Raw genomic sequence first — 20,358 nt, 5'->3', positions numbered from 1 at the left:
ATGCAAAGTGACGTTTCTGTTTCACTTTTGCATACAGCCGTATTTTAAATACAATAATTAATAAAGATGATGAAGATGATCTGCAGTACAGCAATCGATAAAATCATCTTCGACCAATTGAATAAAGGTACATTGAGTTCATGTTTAGAATCGATTAACTGGATTAGCCGATAATTAACGGCTTCATTGGCAAAATGCACACTGAATACCGGGACGTCCAAGCGCTGTTGTCGGGTAATACTAAGGAGTACCTCAGCAAGCGGCACCTCGCTTCCCATCTGTCTGGCAGCGTAGCGGTCGGCCAGCAGCTCCATCCAGATTTGATAATGGTGTACGATTTCCTTAATAACAGGAAGAAACGCTAGGGCTTGTCCGGTCATGTGCATTATAAAAAGCTGTAGCGGATGAAATGATTTATAATGATAGTATTCATGATACAGAATAGCCGTAAGTTCATTATCCTGAAAACGTTCAATCATGGAAGTTGAAACGACAATGACAGGTCTGAAAAACCCCACCGTCATTGCAATCCAGGCAGACTCCTCTATAATAAGCACCCGGATGTTTTTGTCCCTAAAAGACTTGATGACAGGATTAGTTATACACTGAATCTTTTTTGCGGATACATACCTTTTCCATTTATAATGCATCCTGAACTGGTGAATGATATGCTTGCCGGTAACCGTCAGACAGAATACAACCAAACCGCTTAAAATGATTTCCCAAATAATATGGTTAGCCAGGGTATCTACGACTAACATATTTAAGAATCTTGATAGATCCGATTTGAACGGAATATCCTGAACCTGATGAACTACGTTATACCCTAAAGCTACAACAACCGCGATTGTCGTAACCCAGAGAAAGAGCAAAGCCAGCTTGGTTTGTTGCGGTAACCGGAGACGATGGCTGCTCATGGCTTCTTCTTCAACTCATCCAGCTTTTTGGACAGCCTTTCGATTAGCTCCGGATCAGCTTTGTCGAGATTATCAACAAGATGGCTAACCATTAGAGAACCGAAGTCTTCAACTAAACCATCGGTTACCATTTTAGTCTGTTCAATGATGAATTGCTCCTTGTCTTGAGTAGGAGAAAAAAAAGTAATCTTCCCCCGGCCCTTGCCGCTTGATTCCTTGTGTAAATGTCCCTTATCTGACAACCGGACCATGACGGTCATTACAGCATTTAGTGATATCGGGCTTTCGTTATCAATCAATTCATGCACCTGTTTAATCGTGAGCCGGCCTTTAGACCAAAGCGTCTCCATGATCTTTGTTTCAAGTGTGCCAAAAAAACGGTGCAGACCTTCTTCGTTTAAATTTATCTTCTTCACCTTCAAAGATACAACCTCCATTCTACTTCATTCTATTGTAGTAAAAAGCCTCTAGAAGATCTAGAGACTTTATCTTGGGCATATAAAAATTAATCACTGATCATTTTCTGATAACTGTTTTCTGAGATGGTTCTTCTTGCCGTAACGTATCTTTGTTTGTAGTATCCTTCAGAAAGCTTACTGATCGACACTCCATTACTGCTGGAGGAATGGGCAAATTTACCGTTTCCTACATAAATCCCGGCATGCGATATTCCGTTGCCGCTAGTGTCGAAAAAGACCAAATCACCGGGTCTTAGCTCTGATTTTTCTACATAAACACCTGTTGATGCTTGAGCTTTTGAGGTTCTTGGGAGATCCAGATTAAATTTATCAAATATGTATAAGATAAATCCAGAACAATCAAATCCCTCGGAGGCTTTAGTTCCTCCCCACTTATACGGAACACCCATGACTTCACTGACTTCATTTTCAAGCTTCGTTAAATCATCAGCATATACATTTGCGGATCCTGAAGATAATAAAAGAGCGGCACCTAGTACAAAAACAATGGCTTTCTTCAAACGTTCAAGCTCCTTTCCATGCCAATAAAATCAGCAAAGCAAATTATTAATATTTTGTAACTACTACGAATTGTAGTTTATTATCGAATATTTTGTCAAGGGCTTAACTCATTCGTGGAATTATAAATATGGCATAGGATTAACCGCCTTGCCATTTACCCGGATCTCAAAATGCAGATGTGGACCTGTGGAATTGCCGGTACTGCCCACCTCAGCAATTTTTTGCCCTCTTTTCACAGCTTGCCCTTTTTGCACCTTAATTCCGTTATTTCTGATATGAGGATATAAGGTCCACATATTATTTCCATGGTCGACAATGACTGTATTACCGTACCCTCCCCACCAGTCAGCAACAATGACTATGCCATCTTCGGCAGCCTTTATGGTGGTCCCCTCAGCAGCCGCCATATCAACACCGTTGTGCTGCTTGACTTGCTTGGTAATGGGATGTACCCGGCTGCCAAATGTTGAGGTGATACGTGCGCCAGCAACTGGTACAGCCATTGTTCCCCCGTTACTACTGACTGTATTGGCACCGGGCCTGCTGTTGGAATAGATTTGCGCGGCCCGCAATTTATTCTTTTCCTTCTCTAACGCAGCTTTTTTTGTTGCAATTTCCAACAGCTGTGCTTCCTGTTCCTCGGAAATTTCTTCGCTTTCAATGATATCCGCATTATATAAGGATATTAACTTTAGCTTCTCCTGTTCCTTTTGCTCCAGCACCTTTTTTTGAGCTTCAGCATCAGCATAAAGAGCTCTCACATCCGCATAATTCTCGTTTAATTGTTGCTGCTGCTGTTCCAGTGTTGCCTGATCCTGGCGCTGTTCATCCAGCAGCATACGGTCCTGTTCAAGAATGGATTGCATTACATTTACGCGTTCGATAAAATTCCCAAAGCTAGAAGAGGATAGCAGCACCTCCCAATAAGAAAATGGCCCATTCATATATGTGAGCTGCAGGCGGTTTGTAATCCAGCCTTGACGATTCTCAATCCGCTCTTCCGTAAGCTTCAAACGCTCGGTTATCTCCTCCAGTGAAACTTCTGTTTCTTCAATTTCTGCTGAAATTTGAGTAAGCTCAGTCCCAATGTTATTAATGTCACTTAAAACCTGCTGTAAGTAATTCTGATTTTTATTCAGATAATGCTGAGCTTGACTCTTATCCTGTTCTGCTTTGCGCTGCTGCTGCTTTGTACTATTTTCCAGTTGCTGCAGTTGGTTGAGTTCCTGATCAATTTGACCGGCTGTTTTAGCATTTGCTCCTGCAGGAATTACAAGAGTAACCCAGAAAGCCAAATGAATTGCAACGAATCGTTTTTTCATAATGAATCTCCATTTCCGAATTGTATATATAAACTACAAATTGTAGTTTAATATTTGTGCAGAGTAAATGTCAAATTCCAGATTTTGAATCTGATTCAATGACCCTGGCTTATTTAAAAAGCTTCAATTTATCTACAATGGGCTCAAGCACTTGAGGCAGGCGTTCATTAAAGATAAGATGCACATCTTCATCGAACATCAACAGTTCCTTATAGGGTGCCCTTATCATGTTGAACACTAAACGGGTATAAGACTCTGGAAAAAGCGGATCACCTTTTGCAGCCAGAACAATGACCGGACATTTTATGCTTCCATCCTGAATTGAACTAAGGTCAGCATTAAACAGACTGGACAGGAAGTAAAGCGGATAGCTCATCAATCCATATGGATCATTGTAAAATTGCTGAAGGATTCTTTTATCTCCCGAAACCTTGTTCAAATCCAGGTATACACTCACAGGGATTGGAAGCCCCGGAACTATCCTAGCCATAAGATTAATACATTTGACGGCTAAGGTATATTTCTTACGAAAGAATGCCGGGAACCTGGTTACCTCAATAGAATCAGGCACTTGCGGGATAAGGATATTGTGCGGGAAAACAGCCCGGATACGATCGTCTTGTCCTGCTAATGCAATGGCAATGATTCCTCCTTGACTGGAGCCCATAACCATAACCTTACTGTTAAAATGAGCTATGGCATAGGTTATAGCATCTTTTCCATTTTGAATAATATCTTCAAACGAGAAGAGCTTTTTAATTCGCGGGCTTTTTCCGTGGCTGACAGGATGAACACCGATGACATTAAATCCGTTTCCGGCAAGCAAGCGGAGATATGCCTCGTAAAACAATGGATGGGTGGCTGTTCCGGGGATGAAAATGATACAGTTGTCCTCTTTCCTGCTTTTCCAAAGGGACAATATAATCGGTACGTTGTTTGAAAGGATACTCACTTCTTCGTACTCCACGGAATGATGAGCAACAACTTTCAAATGTCTCATAAGTAAACCGCTCCTTCCCATATCATGCAAAAAGTATATATGAACAATTGATCATATAATTATTAATGATAATGCGTTAGCCTTTAAACCGTCAATAGATTGCATCATCCACGTAAAAAAACCATAAGAAATCATTTGTCCAAATGACTTCTTACGGCCTGCCTAATCATTACTTATCAGGTATTAGTAATACCCCCATACTAGTGCTAGGAGTGATCCAAATACGGTGACCAAGGCAACAAATGCACCATAATAGATGCCGGTATAGATGATTTTTTTGTCTTCTCCCTCACCTGCATGCATAAATACCGTTAATTGAATGATGGCTTGCAAAAATGCTGTAATAAGCAATACCGATGAGCCTGCTTCAAAGGAGAGATCAAAGAAATACACTGTCAGAGCTGCTGCAGTTAGCGTCAGCGAGCATATCAAGCCCATAACCTGCTTCAGTGGAAAGAGCGCTCTCATCTTCACATCATTCCTTTCAAAAAGACAAAACTGAATATAAATATCCATATCACATCGAGAAAATGCCAATACAGTGAAAAAATAAATGCTTTATTGGTTGTTTCAGGTGTAAGTCCATTTTTTATGATTTGATACATGATTAGCAATCCCCAGAACAATCCGAAGATAATATGTGCGCCATGCGTCCCCAGAAGCGTAAAGAGAATCGCTGTGAAGCCGCTGGTCTGGAGCGTAGCCCCTTCATGGATATATACAATGAAATCATATATTTCTACAGCCAAAAAGCTTAATCCAAGTAAAAGGGTACTGCCGAAGAAGATGAGCATTGCCCGTTTTCTCCCTAGACGCATTGCATGAATACCAAGGCCAATTGTAAAGCTGCTGATTAACAATAATACCGTTTCAATGATGACCGGCATAATCTCGAATATCTCGGCAGCGGTTGGTCCGGAGCCAGTCCGGTTGACAAGTGTAAAATAAGAGGCAAATAAAGTCCCGAATAAGGCAATTTCTGCTCCAAGAAAGATCCAAAATCCTAAAATATTCAGACGGTTTTGTTCGGTGCTGTATTCCAATGGTAACGTCTGATCTATTTTCATTGTACGCTTCCTCCTTGTTCATCGATTTCAATATCCGAAACGGGAATATAATGACCATGATCCTTCTCGAGTGACCTGTATGCAAGACATCCGAATATGAAAAGCGTTGAAAGGATGACAACCGGCCAGATTCCGAATACAAAAGCAAATCCCCAAACAAAGAAGCCGGCACCAATGATAATGGGCAGTCCGCTATTATTAGGCATATGAATGCTCTGGACTGGATCTCTGAAAAGCTGGTAACCCTTCTTCTTGTAATCCCAAAATGCTTCAGATGAATCTACATGCGGGATTACGGCGAAGTTGTATTCCGGCACTGGCGTTGGTGTAGCCCATTCCAGGGAACGTGCATCCCACGGATCTCCCGGGATATTTCTTGGAGAGTAACGTGTACTGTAATAAATGTTATACACAATCAGAATAAAGCCGACGAGTAATCCTAAGGCTCCGACAAACGAAATCATGTTCCATATACCAAAACCTGTTGATTCGGAATAAGTATACATACGGCGGGCCTGGCCGTTAAGACCGGAAATAAACATCGGGAAGAACGTGACGCATACACCGATGGCAATGAACCAGAACGCCCATTTTCCTATCCGCTCATTCAGCATAAAGCCAAACATTTTGGGCCACCAGTAGGTGAGCCCGGCAATCATAGCAAATACAACGCCAGGTATGATGACCAGGTGAAAATGAGCAACGAGAAACATTGTATTATGGTACTGATAGTCTGCACTTGCCATTGCCAGCATAACGCCGGTAACACCGCCGATAGTAAAGATTGGGATGAATCCTAATGTATACAGCATAGGTACAGTAAATTCAATTTTTCCTTTCCTCAGGGTAAACAGCCAGTTGAAAATTTTGATTCCGGTAGGGACGGCAATAACCATCGTGGTAACCGAGAATATACTGTTGACCAGAGCGCCTTGGCCCATGGTGAAAAAGTGATGTACCCACACCAGAAAGGATAACAGTGAGATCGCAACCATAGAGATAACCATAGACTTATAGCCGTACAAATTTCTGCGGGCAAAGGTTGAAATGATCTCACTGTAAATTCCAAAAGCAGGGAGGATCAGAATATAGACTTCAGGATGCCCCCAAACCCAGAACAGGTTTGCCCATAACATATCCATACCGCCATTTTCGGTTGTAAAGAAATTTGTTCCAAATAACCGGTCCATCGTTCCCATGGCAAGTGCCACAGTAAGTACAGGAAAAGCAAAAACAATAATGAAGTTAGTCACCAGAGCAGACCAGACAAACATCGGCATCTTCATCAAGGTCATGCCTGGTGCCCGCATTTTAAGGATGGTGGTGATAAAATTAATCCCAGTTAGTAATGTTCCGAGTCCGGAAATCTGCAGGGCAAGCATGTAGTAGTTCGTCCCTACCGATTGGCTAAAATCCGTGCCGGCAAGCGGGAAATAGGAAGACCATCCGGAATCCGGTGAACCGCCGATCACAAACGATATATTGAATAGCATGGCTCCGAAAAAATATAACCAGTAGCTCAGTGCGTTTAGACGCGGAAAGGCTACATCCCGGGCGCCGATTTGTAACGGAATAGCAAAATTCATCAAGGCCATGATGAAGGCCATAGCCATAAAGATAATCATCACTACACCATGTGTTGTAAAAATTTCATTATACTCTTTAGCGCCAAGTAACGTATTATCCGGCACAGCGGTTTGGGCACGCATCATAATGGCATCTGCCCCGCCGCGGAAAAGCATGATCAATGCCGAGATTAAATACATTATGCCAATTCGCTTATGATCAACAGTTGTCAACCATTCACTCCATACATACTGCCATTTTTTAAAGTAGGTTAATCCTGCTATAATGGCAATGACCGTAAGAGCGATAGCAATCATTGATGCATAAATTGTTATACTTGGATTGGGTACGGCGAAACGGTCAAAAAAATTCATGCCTATCTGCTCCTCTCAAAAATATTATTTTCGTTGCTATTGGCTCATATTTGAGTGGTCCATATCCTCCATGTCTCCCATATTCATTTCGTTCATGTCAGTGTCCATTTTTTCAGTACTCTTCTCTCCCATCTGATGATTTTCAGGAGGTGGAGAAAAAGTTAAGTGTGTACCCTTAAATGTGGATTGTCCAAGGTGGCCAGGCTGCAAGAGTTCACCAAACTTTTCCTTGGTTAGTACGTCAGCAGTTGTTTTCACTTCTTCGACCCAGTCCGTATACTCTTGAGGAGAAACAGCATTCACACTGAAAGTCTGTTCAGCAAAACCTTCGCCAGTAAAGTTAGCATTACGTCCGCTATATTCTCCGGGAACATCTGCGGCTAAATTCAGTGTGTTGACCATATCTGCCATAGCATATTTCTGGCCTCCAAGCTGAGGGATCCAGAAGCTCGAGATTGGCCCATAAGAATATAATTTAAATTGAACTGGACGATCGGTAGGAATGTACAGATAATTAACGGTTTCTATATCTTCATTCGGATAACTGAAGTGCCATTTCCAGTTGGATGACGAGGCATAAATGACCAACGGCTCCTTACTATAGCCTTCAGGTACATCTTCTACCTTAAATGTAGATATGATTGTAACTACAGACAGAAATGCTACTATGACAACAGGTATTGCAGTCCAGATCAGTTCGAGCTTGAGGCTTCCCTCAATATGCGGTGGTTCATAGTCCTCCTCCTGTTTAGAAGCACGATATTTAATAATTAAATATGCAAACATAGCAATTACTACAAGAACAACAACAGCCATTGTACCAATAGATATCCAGATTACATTAGCAGTAGTGCGCGCTTGGGGACCTTTCGGATCCAGGACTTTAAGTGGCTGACAACCGGCCAATATAGTTGTACAAGCAAAAATAAGAACCATCATTATCCTGCGTAGGTTCATTTATACCCACCCTTCTTTCAGGTTGTAGAATTTCCATCTGCCAGTGATCACTGCTGACTTCATTATTGTACAGAATAAATACTACGAATTGTAGTGTTTATTTCATGTTCCTCCCTCAACTTTCACACAACAGACACTCAAAAGTCACACAAAAGACACCTGAATTTATCTATTGCAGATTGGAGTGTGACAATAATTACTGTTCTGATGAATTATATGAACATGAGAACAATGATGAGATACACATTGGCTAACTGAATTAACATATGAACATACATTCAATAATAAACTTGAATCAGGGACTCTAAAAGGGGTGTTGATCATGGGGATGCTATTCATTGTTTTTTCCGTTTTTGGAATTAGTTTTTTAAGCGTTGGGCTTGGAGGAATTTTTGCCTTTCTCTTTAAGAAAAAAAACGAGGCTGCTGTTCCGATGCTGGTGCTTTCTGTATCAGGTATTTTGTTATATCAAATCATTCTCCGTCTCATTCCTGAGAGCATCAAAAGCGGAGGAATCCTACTAACCTTCCTCGGAGTTGGAGTTGGTGTTATTGCCTTTCTATTGATCGAGCTACTCGCCGACCGAATCATCATTATAACTAACACCGCAGTGCAAAACACTGGGATGCGCTCAAGTATGATGATTGCCCTAGCTGTTGCTCTTCATAATCTACCAGCAGGTATTGCACTGGGCAGTGTATCAAGTAATAATTCAATTCTTTTAACAGACTGTGCATCCATTTGGATGAATTTTATGTGAGCTGAGGGATATAGCTTCTTTGCTTGATCGAGCATATCCGAGGATAAATCTATTCCTGTGATATTTCCCCCTCTATTTATCATAAAGGGCAAATCCGCTCCAGTTCCGACTCCAACAAAAAGAATATTTTGTCCCGTTTCTACATGTAGATCACTGAATATCTTCTTTCGGGCTTTCAAAAAGGCACCAGAATTAAAAAAGAAGTCGTACATTGGAGCCCACAATTTGTATACGACTCGATTCCATGAGTTGTTCATTTAAATTCGCTTCCCCTCGGAGCATTTAGTGTTCATTTTAAAGTAAAACTTGATATTCGGCCATAGCTCATTCCAATAAATGAAGAACCGACTCCAAAAGAGCCGGTTCATTCTATGTGTATCTATCAATTCATTCGCCGTCCCCAAAATAGAACAGGAATAAGCAGCAACGAGAGAACACTTCCGGCAAAGGAAAGGAGCCATAACTGGAATAAGCTACGACAATACCGGATACAGCTCCTCCTGAGGCACCGGCAAGAGCTATCAGAACTTCTACGAGTGAACACTTCCCTATAATATTAGTATATGTTAATGTGTTACGGAATACATAATTGAAGGGGATGAAATGATGAAAAAAGCAGTTGTTCTCATCTTACTTTTACTCTTCCTTGTACCCGCAACAGCACTAGCCCATACTGAATTAAAAAGTTCATTTCCAAAGCAAGATGAAGTCATTGAACAACCATTGAAAGAAATTATGCTGACCTTTAATACAGACCTTGAAAAACTGAGTACCCTATCGCTATTTGATGAAAATGAAAAGAAAGTTAATGTTGATACCATTGAAGTTAAAGCGAACGTATTAAGTGCAGCATTGTCAACAACGCTTGCTAACGGAAATTACAAAATAGACTGGAAAATAGTAGGAGCAGACGGTCATGTGATTAATCAAAGCTTTAGCTTTCAGATGGCTGTACCCATTCTACCTGAAACTGAAACCTTAACAGGTAAGTCTTTTACAGAAGAGATTATAGTAAAGGAAGCTCCGGCTCAAGAACCATCACCGTCCATTCCGCAAGATGATCAAATAGCGTTGAATATCAGCAATATTGGCTCAAGCTCAAGCAGTCTGTTTATTTGGATAGGCGTGTGTTCATTAATTGTTATCGCTATACTTGCTAACCGGATCTGGAGGAAGCGGACATGATGTATCTTTCGGAATTCATTTTATATTGCTGCTTTGCAATTGTTGTAGGAAACCAGATCCTTGTGTTTATTCCTGAAGGTCATCGGCCAAGTATAGATGTGCCTTACTGGATTTTGAATTCCACGATTATTGGAATAGCCGTTTTATCCTTTTCCTCTCTATTAACTATCGTGAATAGCTTTGCAGAGGATTTTGACAACGACTACTGGATGATTTTTCGATCCGTACTATTTGAATTCAATATCGGGCATGCCTGGTTAATTACACTTGGTTTGACCGCGTTATTACTATTTATTCAATCTTTTAAAAGAGCAGTTAATACGCCAAGTTTGGAATTTGTAACCGCTGCTCTAACCTTAGCATTAATCCTCGCATTTGCCTGGGCCAGTCATTGTACAGCAAGCTATCAACTAAAAGGCTTTGTACCACACGCAATTCATTTCTTATCAGTCTGTATATGGATAGGTACCCTGTTCATCGTGTCCTGGTTTTCTACAAATCATAACAACTGGTCCTCATTTTTAAAATGGTTTAGCCCTCTTGCCCTAGTTTGTCTTGTGTTCACGATCAGTGCCGGCTTCTTCTTAATGAATTTGCTTGTGCCTGATTATGTGAATTCCTGGATAGTATCCTATGGACAGGCATTGCTGTTCAAACATCTATTAATCATACCCTTACTGACTTTTGCTTTTATGAACGGGGTCCTGGTGAAAAGGAAATTAAAACAGGATTCTGACTTTAATCCTATCCCAATGGTAAGAACTGAAAGTATAATAGCATTACTTGTATTTGGAGCTATGGCCGTTATGGGCCAACAATCTCCAACCGAAAATCTGGCAGCTGTAATTCAATTCGATAAACCCTCTAAACTGTTCTTACGTTTTTATGATGGTACGATAACCCGGGATTCCACTATCCAATGGATTTCTAACGGGAACAGTATCTTTTTGGGTATGGTCTCGTTGTTACTCCTTCTTTCAGCGGTACTATTGTTTCATAAAAAATCTAACACCAGCGGATTAGCTGTTCTGTTTGGAATTTCATTTGTAGGAAGTGCTTACACCGCAATTATGATGGGGGTTCGGTAAATTTTTTTCTTATAGCTTCCCGATTATATTCTTGGTAATATCGGCAATAGTACCATGTTCTTGTCCAATATCGGCAAAGGGATCAAGTTCTTGTCCAGAGCGAAAGACAAGAACTTGATCCCTTAAAACAGAAAATCCGCGCTGGGCGCGGGCTCTTATGGGACTATGTTCTTGTCTACCGACATCGGCGGATTTTTTTGATCTCTCTAACACTTCTTTCTTATGTAACGATCTACAGTATGGAAAATATTGATGTTATGTAGATTTCCTTCAGGGATATTCTCTGCTGCAATTTTAGGAGAAATTTCAGTTAATATATTGAGGCCACATTGATCTGGTGAAAATAAATAGCGGCTCTCCTTACTTCTACCCTTTGACAACCATTTGATTACGGATACTTCATTGATCCTTAATTGATTATACCAATTGTTTCCATAATTGATCTGAAAAATCAACTAAATTATCATCACACTTAGATGCAAAAGCTTCCTCCATTCGTTCATTTGATAAAAGAAACGGAAATCCGGCTTTTTGGAACAGCTCCGTATTCATATAAAGACTCGTAAAGACTCGCAATATGGCTATAAACCGGCAGCGTGTAGATCTTCCCTTTAGCAGCATCAGACTGGAGATTTTCTTTGTAAAATAGAACGAGACCCTTCCGGCTGGATATTGCCCAGCCGGAAGGGTCCGCATTTTTCGGTTTACGCTTTTACTTAGCCAGATATTCGATGAACTTTATAAAGATAGTAGCTACTTCAGCGCGGGTGGCGGTGGCTTGGGGGTCAAAGAAGTTGTCCGGCTTGCCTGATACAATTCCGATGCCCCGCTGTGCCTGAACGGCCTTCAACGCCCATGAGCTGATCTCACTCTCGTCCGCGAAGGACTTAGATTGGCTTTCAGGTATCACATAGCCCTTGTACTTCATATAGTTGTACAGCATCACCAGCATCTGCTCGCGCGTTATCGGTGAATTGGGATCAAACAGGTCTGCGTTTATACCGTGGACTATGCCGCTTTCGGCCGCCCACTCGACAGCCGCCGAGTACCACTGACCGTCTGTCACGTCGCTAAAGCGGGAACTCGTGTAGCCGGAGCGGTTTACGTTCTCAAGATTGGCCAGTGCCTGCACGTACATCGCACGCGTCATTGAGGTGCCCGGTGAGAACGTCGTGGACGTCGTGCCGTTGAACAGAACGTATGTGTAGGCGGAGTTTACGTAGCTGTAGAACCAGTCGTCCATGTTGACATCCCTGAAAGGATTGCCCGACATCACTAGGAAGCCCAGCGGGGTGTCATCATCGAACACAAACTCCGTACCCCCTTGGATGTTCAGCGACAAGCCGTTGTCTAATCCGACATTCGCTCCGCTGTGTAGTGTCACTTTGGCGCTCTTGCCCGCCGGAATGGTCACCTTACCGTTTGAGTCTATAGTCGTGCCTTCGGGTACCTCAATCTTCGTCCCGCCCTTGGTCGCAATCTCGCCACCGCCGGGCAGCGTGGTGTTGCCGTTCTTGTCCGTAACCGCGGGCTTATCCTTCGGTGTGTTCACTGTGTAGGTCGGCTTCGATGATCCGATGTCTGTCCCGGTGCCCGTACTGCCGGTATTGCCGGTGTTGCCACCAGGAAGGTTGGGCACATTGGAAGTCGCCGGTATCGCCGTCGCACTCGTCTCCGCACTGTCGCCCTTCGCAGTCACCGCAACGATCTTGAAGGTGTAGCTTTGGCCATTTTTCAGGTCCTTGAAAGTATATTGGGTCGCCTTCGCATCTAGTGTGACCGGTGTCACGTTACCATACCATACCTTGTAACCCAATATCGCGCTGCCACCATCGTCTGCCGGAACAGTCCAACTCAATGTGACCTGTCCGTCGCCCGCCGTCGCCTTGAAACTGCCCGGAGCACCGGGTACGTCCGTTTTTCTCTGCTCAAACATCCAATCAAAGACGTCAGTGTAGTCATTTTTCCATGTCGGCAAGTTAGAGGATTGCGCCGTAGGTTTAAGGCTCCACTCCTTGCCGGAACCTACATTGGACAAAGTATCCGTGTAGCCTGAAATATTGTTCCACAGAACTGAAGCTTCCATCTCATGGCCGGAAGGAATCCAATTGGTTCCATTAATAGGTGCTTGCGCCTTTGTCCATTGGTCATAAGGCCAAACGAATATCTCATTTCTGTCGATAAACGTGTGCCTAGCGTTTTCCAATAGGGGCATTATATTCGCTATAAATGTTTCCGCCCCTGTTTTTATAGATGGAGAATCAGTTGTGTTAACGAATGACCAGTATGGAAAGTTTTTAAGAGTTTCGGCTTGTTTCGCGTTGATTGAAGGTGGATAAGACATAGGCGCCGCGGCCGCGAGCAGATCAGGATATGTCGTCAAGAAAGTATTGGTATAAGCGGATCCCATAGAGAAGCCTGCCATGTAAATACGGTTGGGGTCCACAAGTCCCTTGCTTACCAGATCATCGATATAAGCCTTTAAGGTAGCGGCTGTTGCCTGAACGTTGTTTTGAGCTCGCAAAGCGATTATATGACTGGCGTATTTGGAGTTCGTCTCCATTTTCTTCATAAGCGCGATTGCTCCGTTGGCGGACCTGATGGGCGCGAAGGTATCCCCGTCCTGTGTACCGCCGCGGGTAGAACCGTGAGCGTAGATGTAAAGGGGAAGCCCTTTTACCGGGACACCGTTGCCGTCCTTATGAATATAGAGTCCATACTGCATCGCATCCGCGTTGTCAATTTTGGGACCAACTTCAAATTTATCAATGATTTCATTGACGATACCTGACTGTGCGAAAGACGACTTAACAATGGCAGCCTTGCCGTCAAGCTTGATATCGCCACTATATACAATGTTGTAATGCTGGACGGTGGAATTGGATGCCTCCAAAGTGGACTGTCCGCCGGTTAATGTCCAGAATTCCAATTCTACTACGATGTAGCGACCTTTGGTAAGTCCAGCTTGATAATCAGGGGAGTTCTTGTTCACACCCTTATATCCTCTGGGTCTAGGTTCGTCATTGACGTATACTCTATTGACAGTACGAGTGCCTTGATATGCCGGAGTACCGTTCAGCAGAGTATTCCTCGCCGATACTGTAAACAGGTTTGAACTGAGGTCGGCACCCACAGCTTCATTTCCGGCGCCCAGATCGATGATAACGGCTGTGGTAAATTCTCCGGTGGCAAAGTTATCGTTGTATACGATAAAATTAAGTAACGTTGCGGCCGGATCGGGTTTGAATGTAACATGGATTACCTTGTCATCGGTGTTCACTTTTTCCAAGGTATAGGTATTGTTTGTAATCTCTACAGACGCACCATTTACAGTTACGGTATCCACGACATAACCGCTGACAGGAGTGAATGTAAAGGTCTGGCTTCCGCCGTCAGCTACCCGAATCAAGCCGGATGGCGAGATTGTGCCGTTTAATCCTGCTGTGGCGGTAACGGGGTGCCTGGACACCATGGAGCCCCCAGACAGCAGCAAGCTATTCTTGAAACTGTCAGAACTGCCATAACCCGCGTCGGGTTGGCCTAAACCGGATACAACCTCATAACGATCATTCCCCGCACCAGTTGAGTTATTGATGTACACATCAAACGTAATCGGAGAATTATTCGTGAATTCAATGGTTCTTCTAGGAATCTTCACTTCGGCGATATACCCGGTGTCCGTTCGTATAACCGAACCTTCGCGGCCCACAGCGGCTTGACCTGAGAAAATACCGCTTGCGCCAATACGCCACTGGTTTGAGCCTCTGCTTCCGTCACCGATATAAAATTCCACGCTGTCGGTCATGTGCTCAGTGCCAGGCGTGTGGCCGACGCACACATTCGGGTCGGTAACCACAACGCGTGCATAAAGGAAGTCTTCGTCCCAAAGCACTTTGGCTTTGCCGGTGGCCTTGGGGCCTATCTTCTGGTCGGGTGCGCTGCTGTTGTTTATGTCAAACTCCACAGCTTGTTCCCACAGCTTGTCGTTTGTACCCAATACAGGTGAACCGTATCTGGCAACAGGCCGATTGTTTGCTTTGGTCTGCGCGAACATCCAATCAAAGACGTCAGTGTAGTCATTGTTCCAAGCGGGCAAGTTAGCGGACTGCGCTGTTGGCGCTATGCTCCAGGTCCCCATTGTTATCTCGTTGTAAAGAACCGCAGCTTCGACCTCGTGCGCTATATAATCAGCCAGGACAGGTGTATTGGCCGGATTCGGCCTCTGAGTCGGCTGATCAAATTGATTGTAGGGCCACGTAAGAGCCTCATTGCTCTCAAAGCGCGAAGCCCTTGCGTTGACCATTTTCGGCATATTTGTGTTTATGAAGGTAGTGAGGTTAGTCTGGTATACTCCAACGTTATTAGCATTTATAAACATCCAATAGGCCAGTTCGGTGTGAGCGTCGTTGGTGCTCGCGTTCGGTGAGCCGCTTACCGGAGACATAGGTGCGGCGGACGCGAAGAAGCCGGGATAAGCATTAACTAAGCTGTTCGTATACTGACCGCCCCATGAGAAGCCCGCCGCGTAAATACGGTTAGGATCTACTGCGCCGCTGGCAACCAGGTCGTCTATAACCTTCTTAACATTGGCTGTGGATGGAGTACTCGTGCCATTATAGGCTATATTCAGTATATGGCTGGCGTATTTCCCGGGATCTTGTTCCATTTTCTTCATCAGAGCGACAGCGCCGTTGGCAGATTTCATGGCCGCTTTTTGGTCAGTCGCAGCGCTTGTACCGCCGCGTCCCATGCCGTGGGTATAGACATACAGCGGCAATCCTCGTGACACGTCACCGTTTTCATCCTTGTGTAGATAGACCGCGCGATTGACCGAATTGCCTGTAGGTGTTGTAAACTGGTCAAGGATCGGATTCACAACTTTTTCCTGTTCAAAAACCACGTAGTTAAGCGGATCCCCTTCAGTCAGTACGAGTTCGCCGTTTTGGACGACGCTGTAAACCTGTTTTGTTGAGTTCATGCTGCCATCCAGCGTTATATTGCCGCCGCTCTCTGAATAAAACTCAAACTCAACTACGATGTAACGGCCGCGTTCCAGTCCATCCTGATAATCCGGTGAACGGCTTACCGTCCCCAGGTAGCCGCGTACCTTCGGTTCGTCATTGGCGTATACCCTTGTGATCTTGCGCGTCCCTTCAAAGGTTACCGAGTCGCCGTTCAGGGTCGTGTTCCTGGCCGAGACGGTAAATAAGTCCGGATTAAGCTTGGAGCCTTCCGCCGCCTTCCCCTCGCCTAAGTCGATGATGACAGCCGTCGTGTACTCCCCACGGGCAAAGTTGTCATTCCACACGATAAAGGGGAGCAAATTCGCGGTCGAATCATTTTTGAATGTCACTTGAATGGTATGGTTAGCAACAACATTTGAAAAGGTATAAGTGCCATCATCGGATAGAGTTGCGTCCTCTCCGTCTACCTTTACGGTATCTACAATTTTGCCGTAATCGGGGGTAACCGTTAAGGTTTTGTCTGAGCCGCTTGCTATTCTCAGAACATCGCCGGGTACGTTAGGCGTTATTCGTCCGCCTGATCCCGCCGTGGCGGTGATTGAAAATCTGTCGTCCGCTTCATTGGCGGTAATGAGATTCAGGCCGTTTGTAAAAGAAGCAGCGCTGTTATAAGCCGCGTCCGGAGTTCCGAAACACGAAACGACTTCATAGCGGTCACCGCCCTTTTCCGTCGAGTTATTGATATAAACTTCAAAGGTAAACAGGCCTGCCTGCAAGTTCAAGGTTCTTTTAGGTATTCTCATCTCCACGATATATCCAGTGTCCGTGATCTCAGTCCACGCAGCTCTGCCCGGAGCGCTCTGCCCTGAAAACACGCCCGTCGCGCTGATGCGCCATTGATTTGCGCCTTGGGTTCCAGCGCCGAGGTAAAACTCCAGGCTGTCGTACTGGTAATCATTGCCCGGTCCCTGATATAGATTGCTGTCCTCCACAACTACACGGGCATACAGGTAGTCTTGGTCCCAAAGGATCCTGGCTGTGCCTGTGGCATGGGGTCTGGGGTCGCCGGGCACAGTGCTTTTGTTGATGAGATGCTCCATTGTCAGGGCCCACAGCGGGTCGTCTGACCCGAGTTCGGGAGTTCCAAAAATGGCGGTCGGCGTTTCATTTGCCTGCAGGCTTGTAAGCGTTGTAGAACTGCTGTCGCCATTAAGTGCTTCTGTATACTCGGTGTTGTCAGTGGCGGCGGCAAAGCTGGTAGGCATTAGTGACGCCACCATTAGCAAGCAACAGAGAAACGCGAGCATTCTGCCAAATCGTTTTGACATCATTGAAAATCCTCCTTTTATTCGATCCGGTGCGCCCACGGCTTACCCACATCGTAATCGGACACATTGTCAATTTGATATACCCGACCACAAACCGGGACCTTTCGTAAACACCAAGGCTCCAACCGCTTACATCATCGCAGCGGGTCGTAACAGCGCTTTCATAATCTGCCTCCTCCGTAAATTTGTTGTTAATTCACCTCCAATTTTAGGGAAAAGGCTGCCTTTACTCCATTCAAAATTCGTGCATCCGCTTTCAAAATTCGAACATCCAGCCTTTACTTTCTGATTCATACAATGGATATAAAAAAGCAGCCGCTCCGGAAATCTGAGCAACTGCTATACATTGGAATATTCTCCTCACCCAAATTATACACTATCTTCTGCAGCTGCATCCGATGATTTCAACAGCTCGCTTACAGTGACAAAGCGGTAGCCTTCGGCGTCTAATTGTCCGGTCAGAATCCGGACGGCTTCAATCGTTTGCTCCCGCTCCCCATAACCATCATGGAACAAAAGGATGCTTCCGTTCTCAATAGTTGGCCGTGTATGCTCCAGAATAAAATTGACTCCAGGCTGCTCCCAGTCCTTGGCTTCACCGTTTACGCAACCTATGGATGGACATCCGAACTCCGCGGCAAGGGCCAGAATATCAGGGTTCACTGCAAAATACGGCGGTCTAAAATTTGCGGCAGCTTCTCCAGTCACCCTGCGGATCCTCTCATTCGCAAGCTTCAGTTCCATTCGGGCTTCCTCAAGCGTAGGCTTCGTCAAATCCGGATGAGTATAGGTATGATTGGCGATTTCATGTCCAGCCGCATGAACTTCGGCCGCAATATCTTCGTAAAGATCCATTTGCTGTCCGACCATAAAGAAAGTCGCATAGCCGTTAACTCGTTGAAATATTTCCATTAACTGTCTGGTATACAGCGGATCCGGCCCATCATCAAAGGTAAAGGCAACGACTTTTTGCAGGGTTGGTACTTTATTTATCAACCTTAATTCCACCACACTACCCCTCTTCCCGTTATGGTATAGGCTGTTATTGAAATGTAACGATGGACTAACCCTTGATCGCACCGGCAATCATACTTTGCTGAACCTGCTTGTTAAGCAGCAAATAAATCAGAATCGTCGGGATCGTTGTTATCATTAGCCCCGCTCCAATAATTCCCCACTGTGTAATATAGGTTCCGACCATCGACATCATGCCCACCGTAAGCGTCTGATATGACTCTTTATTGATAAAGGTCACGGCGAACATTAGCTCATTCCAGCAGGAAAGAAACGTAAAGATCGCGACTGTAGACACGGCAGGACGAACAAGCGGCAAGATGATGGAGAAAAAGGTCCGGTAAATCCCGCAGCCGTCTATAACTGCCGCTTCCTCCAGTTCCCGGGGAACTCCTTTAAAAAAGCTTCCGAGAATAAACACCGCCATCGGGATCCCGAATGCGACATAAGGAATAATCAAAGCCCAATAGGTGTTGAGTAATCCTGCATTCTTCAGAACCATAAACAATGGCAGCAAAGCTGCATGAATGGGTACCATCATCCCCAAAAGGATTATAGTCATGGTTAAGTTGCTGAGCTTCCAGTTCATTCTCGTGATGGCGTAACCTGTCATGGCAGACAGAATCAGCACGAGGAGGATAGACACGGCGGTTACCAGTACGCTGTTGAAAAAATAAGTTAAAATGTGACCCTCGGACAAGGCCTTAGTATAGTTGCTCCACAGAAAATGTTTGGGAAATCCCGCTACATCTCCACTGAATATCTCGCTATTATCTTTAAGTGAGAAAAAGGCGAGCCAGATGAGCGGATAAATTTGCGTAACCGCAACCAGGATTAACAACACTTGCAACAGTATTTTTCCAATAGATTTAGGCTTCTTCAGCGGCACTGCTTCAGCGGCACTCAATCTTCTCACCCCTATTCTGTCTTGAAAAATTTATTGATGATTAATGTGAAGAGCAGACACTCAGCAATAATGAACACGGAAATTGCACTGCCGTATCCATAGCGGAAAGCATCAAAGATAGATGTGTACATTAATGTGCTCGGCACTTCCGTAGTGAAGAAAGGGCCGCCGCCTGTCAGTACATAAATCAGATCGAATACTTTAAATGCACCGATGACCGAGAAGACCAGGCATACTTTAAGGATCGGTCTCATCAATGGTATGGTGATCAGAAAGGCAGTCCGCACACGGGAAGCCCCGTCAATCTTGGCCACTTCAAAAATATCCGCGGATATCGACCTTGCTCCGGCATACATCAGCAGCATATGATAGCCGATATATTGCCAAAGCGTCGGAATAAACGAAGCGATAAGCGCTGTTTTCTTCTGGCCAAGCCAATCCTGTACCAGGCTGGAAAGACCTACACTCTCCAGGAGCGAGTTTAGAAGGCCGTAATCCGCATTATATATTTTGGACCAGAGTTGAGCGATAACTACTGTTGATATCAGAACGGGAATAAAATACACCGTACGGTAAAACCCTTCCCCTTTTACATTGGATGCCAGGATAAGGGCCAGGACTAGAGAGATGGGTAATTGAATAAAGATAGATGCGGCGGCGAACAGGAGCGAATTCCGGATGGAATGTAGCGCCCGTGAATCCGTGAACATCTCAGCATAGTTATGAAATCCGACATATACACCCTTTCCAATCCCATTCCAGTCGAGTAAGCTGTAGTAACTGGAGACGAAAATCGGAACTAAGACAATGGCACTAAAGATAAGAAATGTAGGAAGAACAAATATAGCAATTGCCGTCTTATTGGAAAATACAGAGTTCATCGTCCTTCTCCTCTCAAAGATGTGGTCAGGGATGAGTCCCTGACCACA

The 20,358-nt window shown here is 44.4% G+C and carries 17 protein-coding genes; 3 read left to right on the top strand and 14 right to left on the bottom strand.

Annotated elements, in window-relative coordinates:
- Window positions 1-44 precede the first annotated feature (44 nt).
- The 9 genes from BLR64_RS02280 to qoxA form a co-directional block, all read right to left on the bottom strand.
- Window positions 45-917, bottom strand: a complete 873-nt coding sequence (locus tag BLR64_RS02280; protein WP_090711817.1) for a M56 family metallopeptidase — start codon at window positions 915-917, stop codon at window positions 45-47.
- On the bottom strand, window positions 914-1,333 hold the full coding sequence (locus BLR64_RS02275; protein WP_341833372.1) for a BlaI/MecI/CopY family transcriptional regulator: 420 nt from the start codon (window positions 1,331-1,333) through the stop codon (window positions 914-916). Before BLR64_RS02275 ends, BLR64_RS02280 begins: the two co-directional genes overlap by 4 nt.
- An 89-nt stretch (window positions 1,334-1,422) precedes the next feature.
- Entirely contained in the window at window positions 1,423-1,896 is a 474-nt protein-coding gene (locus BLR64_RS02270) for a C40 family peptidase (RefSeq protein ID WP_090711813.1), read from the bottom strand.
- A 120-nt stretch (window positions 1,897-2,016) separates the two neighbouring features.
- Window positions 2,017-3,219 carry a murein hydrolase activator EnvC family protein gene (locus BLR64_RS02265; protein ID WP_090711811.1) on the bottom strand — a complete coding sequence of 401 codons (1,203 nt, stop codon included), beginning with the start codon at window positions 3,217-3,219 and terminating at the stop codon, window positions 2,017-2,019.
- 109 nt (window positions 3,220-3,328) lie between these two features.
- Window positions 3,329-4,219 carry an alpha/beta hydrolase gene (locus tag BLR64_RS02260; RefSeq protein ID WP_090711809.1) on the bottom strand — a complete coding sequence of 297 codons (891 nt, stop codon included), beginning with the start codon at window positions 4,217-4,219 and terminating at the stop codon, window positions 3,329-3,331.
- A gap of 183 nt (window positions 4,220-4,402) precedes the next feature.
- Window positions 4,403-4,687 carry a cytochrome aa3 quinol oxidase subunit IV gene (gene qoxD, locus BLR64_RS02255; RefSeq protein WP_090711806.1) on the bottom strand — a complete coding sequence of 95 codons (285 nt, stop codon included), beginning with the start codon at window positions 4,685-4,687 and terminating at the stop codon, window positions 4,403-4,405.
- 2 nt (window positions 4,688-4,689) lie between these two features.
- Entirely contained in the window at window positions 4,690-5,286 is a 597-nt protein-coding gene (locus tag BLR64_RS02250) for a cytochrome c oxidase subunit 3 (protein WP_090711804.1), read from the bottom strand.
- Window positions 5,283-7,226: a cytochrome aa3 quinol oxidase subunit I gene (gene qoxB / locus BLR64_RS02245; protein WP_090711802.1), complete on the bottom strand. Its 1,944-nt coding sequence runs from the start codon at window positions 7,224-7,226 to the stop codon at window positions 5,283-5,285. The genes BLR64_RS02250 and qoxB overlap by 4 nt, the downstream gene beginning before the upstream one ends.
- Window positions 7,227-7,262: 36 nt before the next feature.
- Window positions 7,263-8,183 carry a cytochrome aa3 quinol oxidase subunit II gene (qoxA, locus tag BLR64_RS02240; protein WP_090711800.1) on the bottom strand — a complete coding sequence of 307 codons (921 nt, stop codon included), beginning with the start codon at window positions 8,181-8,183 and terminating at the stop codon, window positions 7,263-7,265.
- A gap of 322 nt (window positions 8,184-8,505) precedes the next feature.
- Between qoxA and BLR64_RS30175 the strand changes: the two genes are divergently transcribed.
- Entirely contained in the window at window positions 8,506-8,943 is a 438-nt protein-coding gene (locus BLR64_RS30175; RefSeq protein WP_167360574.1) for a ZIP family metal transporter, read from the top strand.
- On the opposite strand, the gene BLR64_RS31180 is transcribed toward BLR64_RS30175, so the two are convergent.
- On the bottom strand, window positions 8,847-9,155 hold the full coding sequence (locus tag BLR64_RS31180; protein ID WP_425262164.1) for a class I SAM-dependent methyltransferase: 309 nt from the start codon (window positions 9,153-9,155) through the stop codon (window positions 8,847-8,849). The genes BLR64_RS30175 and BLR64_RS31180 overlap by 97 nt on opposite strands.
- Before the next feature lie 391 nt (window positions 9,156-9,546).
- On the opposite strand from BLR64_RS31180, the gene BLR64_RS02230 reads away from it, so the two are divergent.
- Both BLR64_RS02230 and BLR64_RS02225 read left to right on the top strand, forming a co-directional pair.
- Window positions 9,547-10,128 (top strand): copper resistance CopC family protein, encoded by a 582-nt coding sequence (locus BLR64_RS02230; RefSeq protein ID WP_090711796.1) that lies wholly within the window; start codon window positions 9,547-9,549, stop codon window positions 10,126-10,128.
- Window positions 10,125-11,216, top strand: coding sequence for a copper resistance D family protein (locus BLR64_RS02225; protein WP_090711793.1), 1,092 nt, complete (start codon window positions 10,125-10,127; stop codon window positions 11,214-11,216). Before BLR64_RS02230 ends, BLR64_RS02225 begins: the two co-directional genes overlap by 4 nt.
- Before the next feature lie 712 nt (window positions 11,217-11,928).
- Here the strand turns inward: BLR64_RS02225 and BLR64_RS02220 are convergent.
- The 4 genes from BLR64_RS02220 to BLR64_RS02205 form a co-directional block, all read right to left on the bottom strand.
- Window positions 11,929-17,511: a sugar-binding protein gene (locus BLR64_RS02220; protein WP_090711791.1), complete on the bottom strand. Its 5,583-nt coding sequence runs from the start codon at window positions 17,509-17,511 to the stop codon at window positions 11,929-11,931.
- A 366-nt stretch (window positions 17,512-17,877) separates the two neighbouring features.
- Entirely contained in the window at window positions 17,878-18,504 is a 627-nt protein-coding gene (locus BLR64_RS02215) for a polysaccharide deacetylase family protein (RefSeq protein ID WP_244157588.1), read from the bottom strand.
- A gap of 67 nt (window positions 18,505-18,571) precedes the next feature.
- Window positions 18,572-19,429 (bottom strand): carbohydrate ABC transporter permease, encoded by an 858-nt coding sequence (locus tag BLR64_RS02210; protein ID WP_090711787.1) that lies wholly within the window; start codon window positions 19,427-19,429, stop codon window positions 18,572-18,574.
- A gap of 11 nt (window positions 19,430-19,440) precedes the next feature.
- Window positions 19,441-20,310: a carbohydrate ABC transporter permease gene (locus tag BLR64_RS02205; protein ID WP_090711785.1), complete on the bottom strand. Its 870-nt coding sequence runs from the start codon at window positions 20,308-20,310 to the stop codon at window positions 19,441-19,443.
- Window positions 20,311-20,358: the final 48 nt, after the last annotated feature.

This window comes from Paenibacillus typhae (assembly GCF_900099765.1).
Taxonomy (GTDB): Bacteria; Bacillota; Bacilli; order Paenibacillales; family Paenibacillaceae; genus Paenibacillus_AQ; species Paenibacillus_AQ typhae.
This window is presented reverse-complemented; position numbering and strand designations above follow the sequence as displayed.

Excerpts from the sequence above, each read along its gene's own strand:
- qoxB (WP_090711802.1), bottom strand. The coding sequence starts at position 7,226 with ATGAATTTTTTTGACCGTTTCGCCGTACCCAATCCAAGTATAACAATT.
- qoxD (WP_090711806.1), bottom strand. The coding sequence starts at position 4,687 with ATGAGAGCGCTCTTTCCACTGAAGCAGGTTATGGGCTTGATATGCTCG.
- BLR64_RS02260 (WP_090711809.1), bottom strand. The coding sequence starts at position 4,219 with ATGAGACATTTGAAAGTTGTTGCTCATCATTCCGTGGAGTACGAAGAA.
- BLR64_RS02230 (WP_090711796.1), top strand. The coding sequence starts at position 9,547 with ATGATGAAAAAAGCAGTTGTTCTCATCTTACTTTTACTCTTCCTTGTA.
- qoxA (WP_090711800.1), bottom strand. The coding sequence starts at position 8,183 with ATGAACCTACGCAGGATAATGATGGTTCTTATTTTTGCTTGTACAACT.
- BLR64_RS02250 (WP_090711804.1), bottom strand. The coding sequence starts at position 5,286 with ATGAAAATAGATCAGACGTTACCATTGGAATACAGCACCGAACAAAAC.
- BLR64_RS30175 (WP_167360574.1), top strand. The coding sequence starts at position 8,506 with ATGGGGATGCTATTCATTGTTTTTTCCGTTTTTGGAATTAGTTTTTTA.
- BLR64_RS31180 (WP_425262164.1), bottom strand. The coding sequence starts at position 9,155 with ATGTACGACTTCTTTTTTAATTCTGGTGCCTTTTTGAAAGCCCGAAAG.
- BLR64_RS02205 (WP_090711785.1), bottom strand. The coding sequence starts at position 20,310 with ATGAACTCTGTATTTTCCAATAAGACGGCAATTGCTATATTTGTTCTT.
- BLR64_RS02280 (WP_090711817.1), bottom strand. The coding sequence starts at position 917 with ATGAGCAGCCATCGTCTCCGGTTACCGCAACAAACCAAGCTGGCTTTG.
- BLR64_RS02220 (WP_090711791.1), bottom strand. The coding sequence starts at position 17,511 with ATGATGTCAAAACGATTTGGCAGAATGCTCGCGTTTCTCTGTTGCTTG.
- BLR64_RS02225 (WP_090711793.1), top strand. The coding sequence starts at position 10,125 with ATGATGTATCTTTCGGAATTCATTTTATATTGCTGCTTTGCAATTGTT.
- BLR64_RS02265 (WP_090711811.1), bottom strand. The coding sequence starts at position 3,219 with ATGAAAAAACGATTCGTTGCAATTCATTTGGCTTTCTGGGTTACTCTT.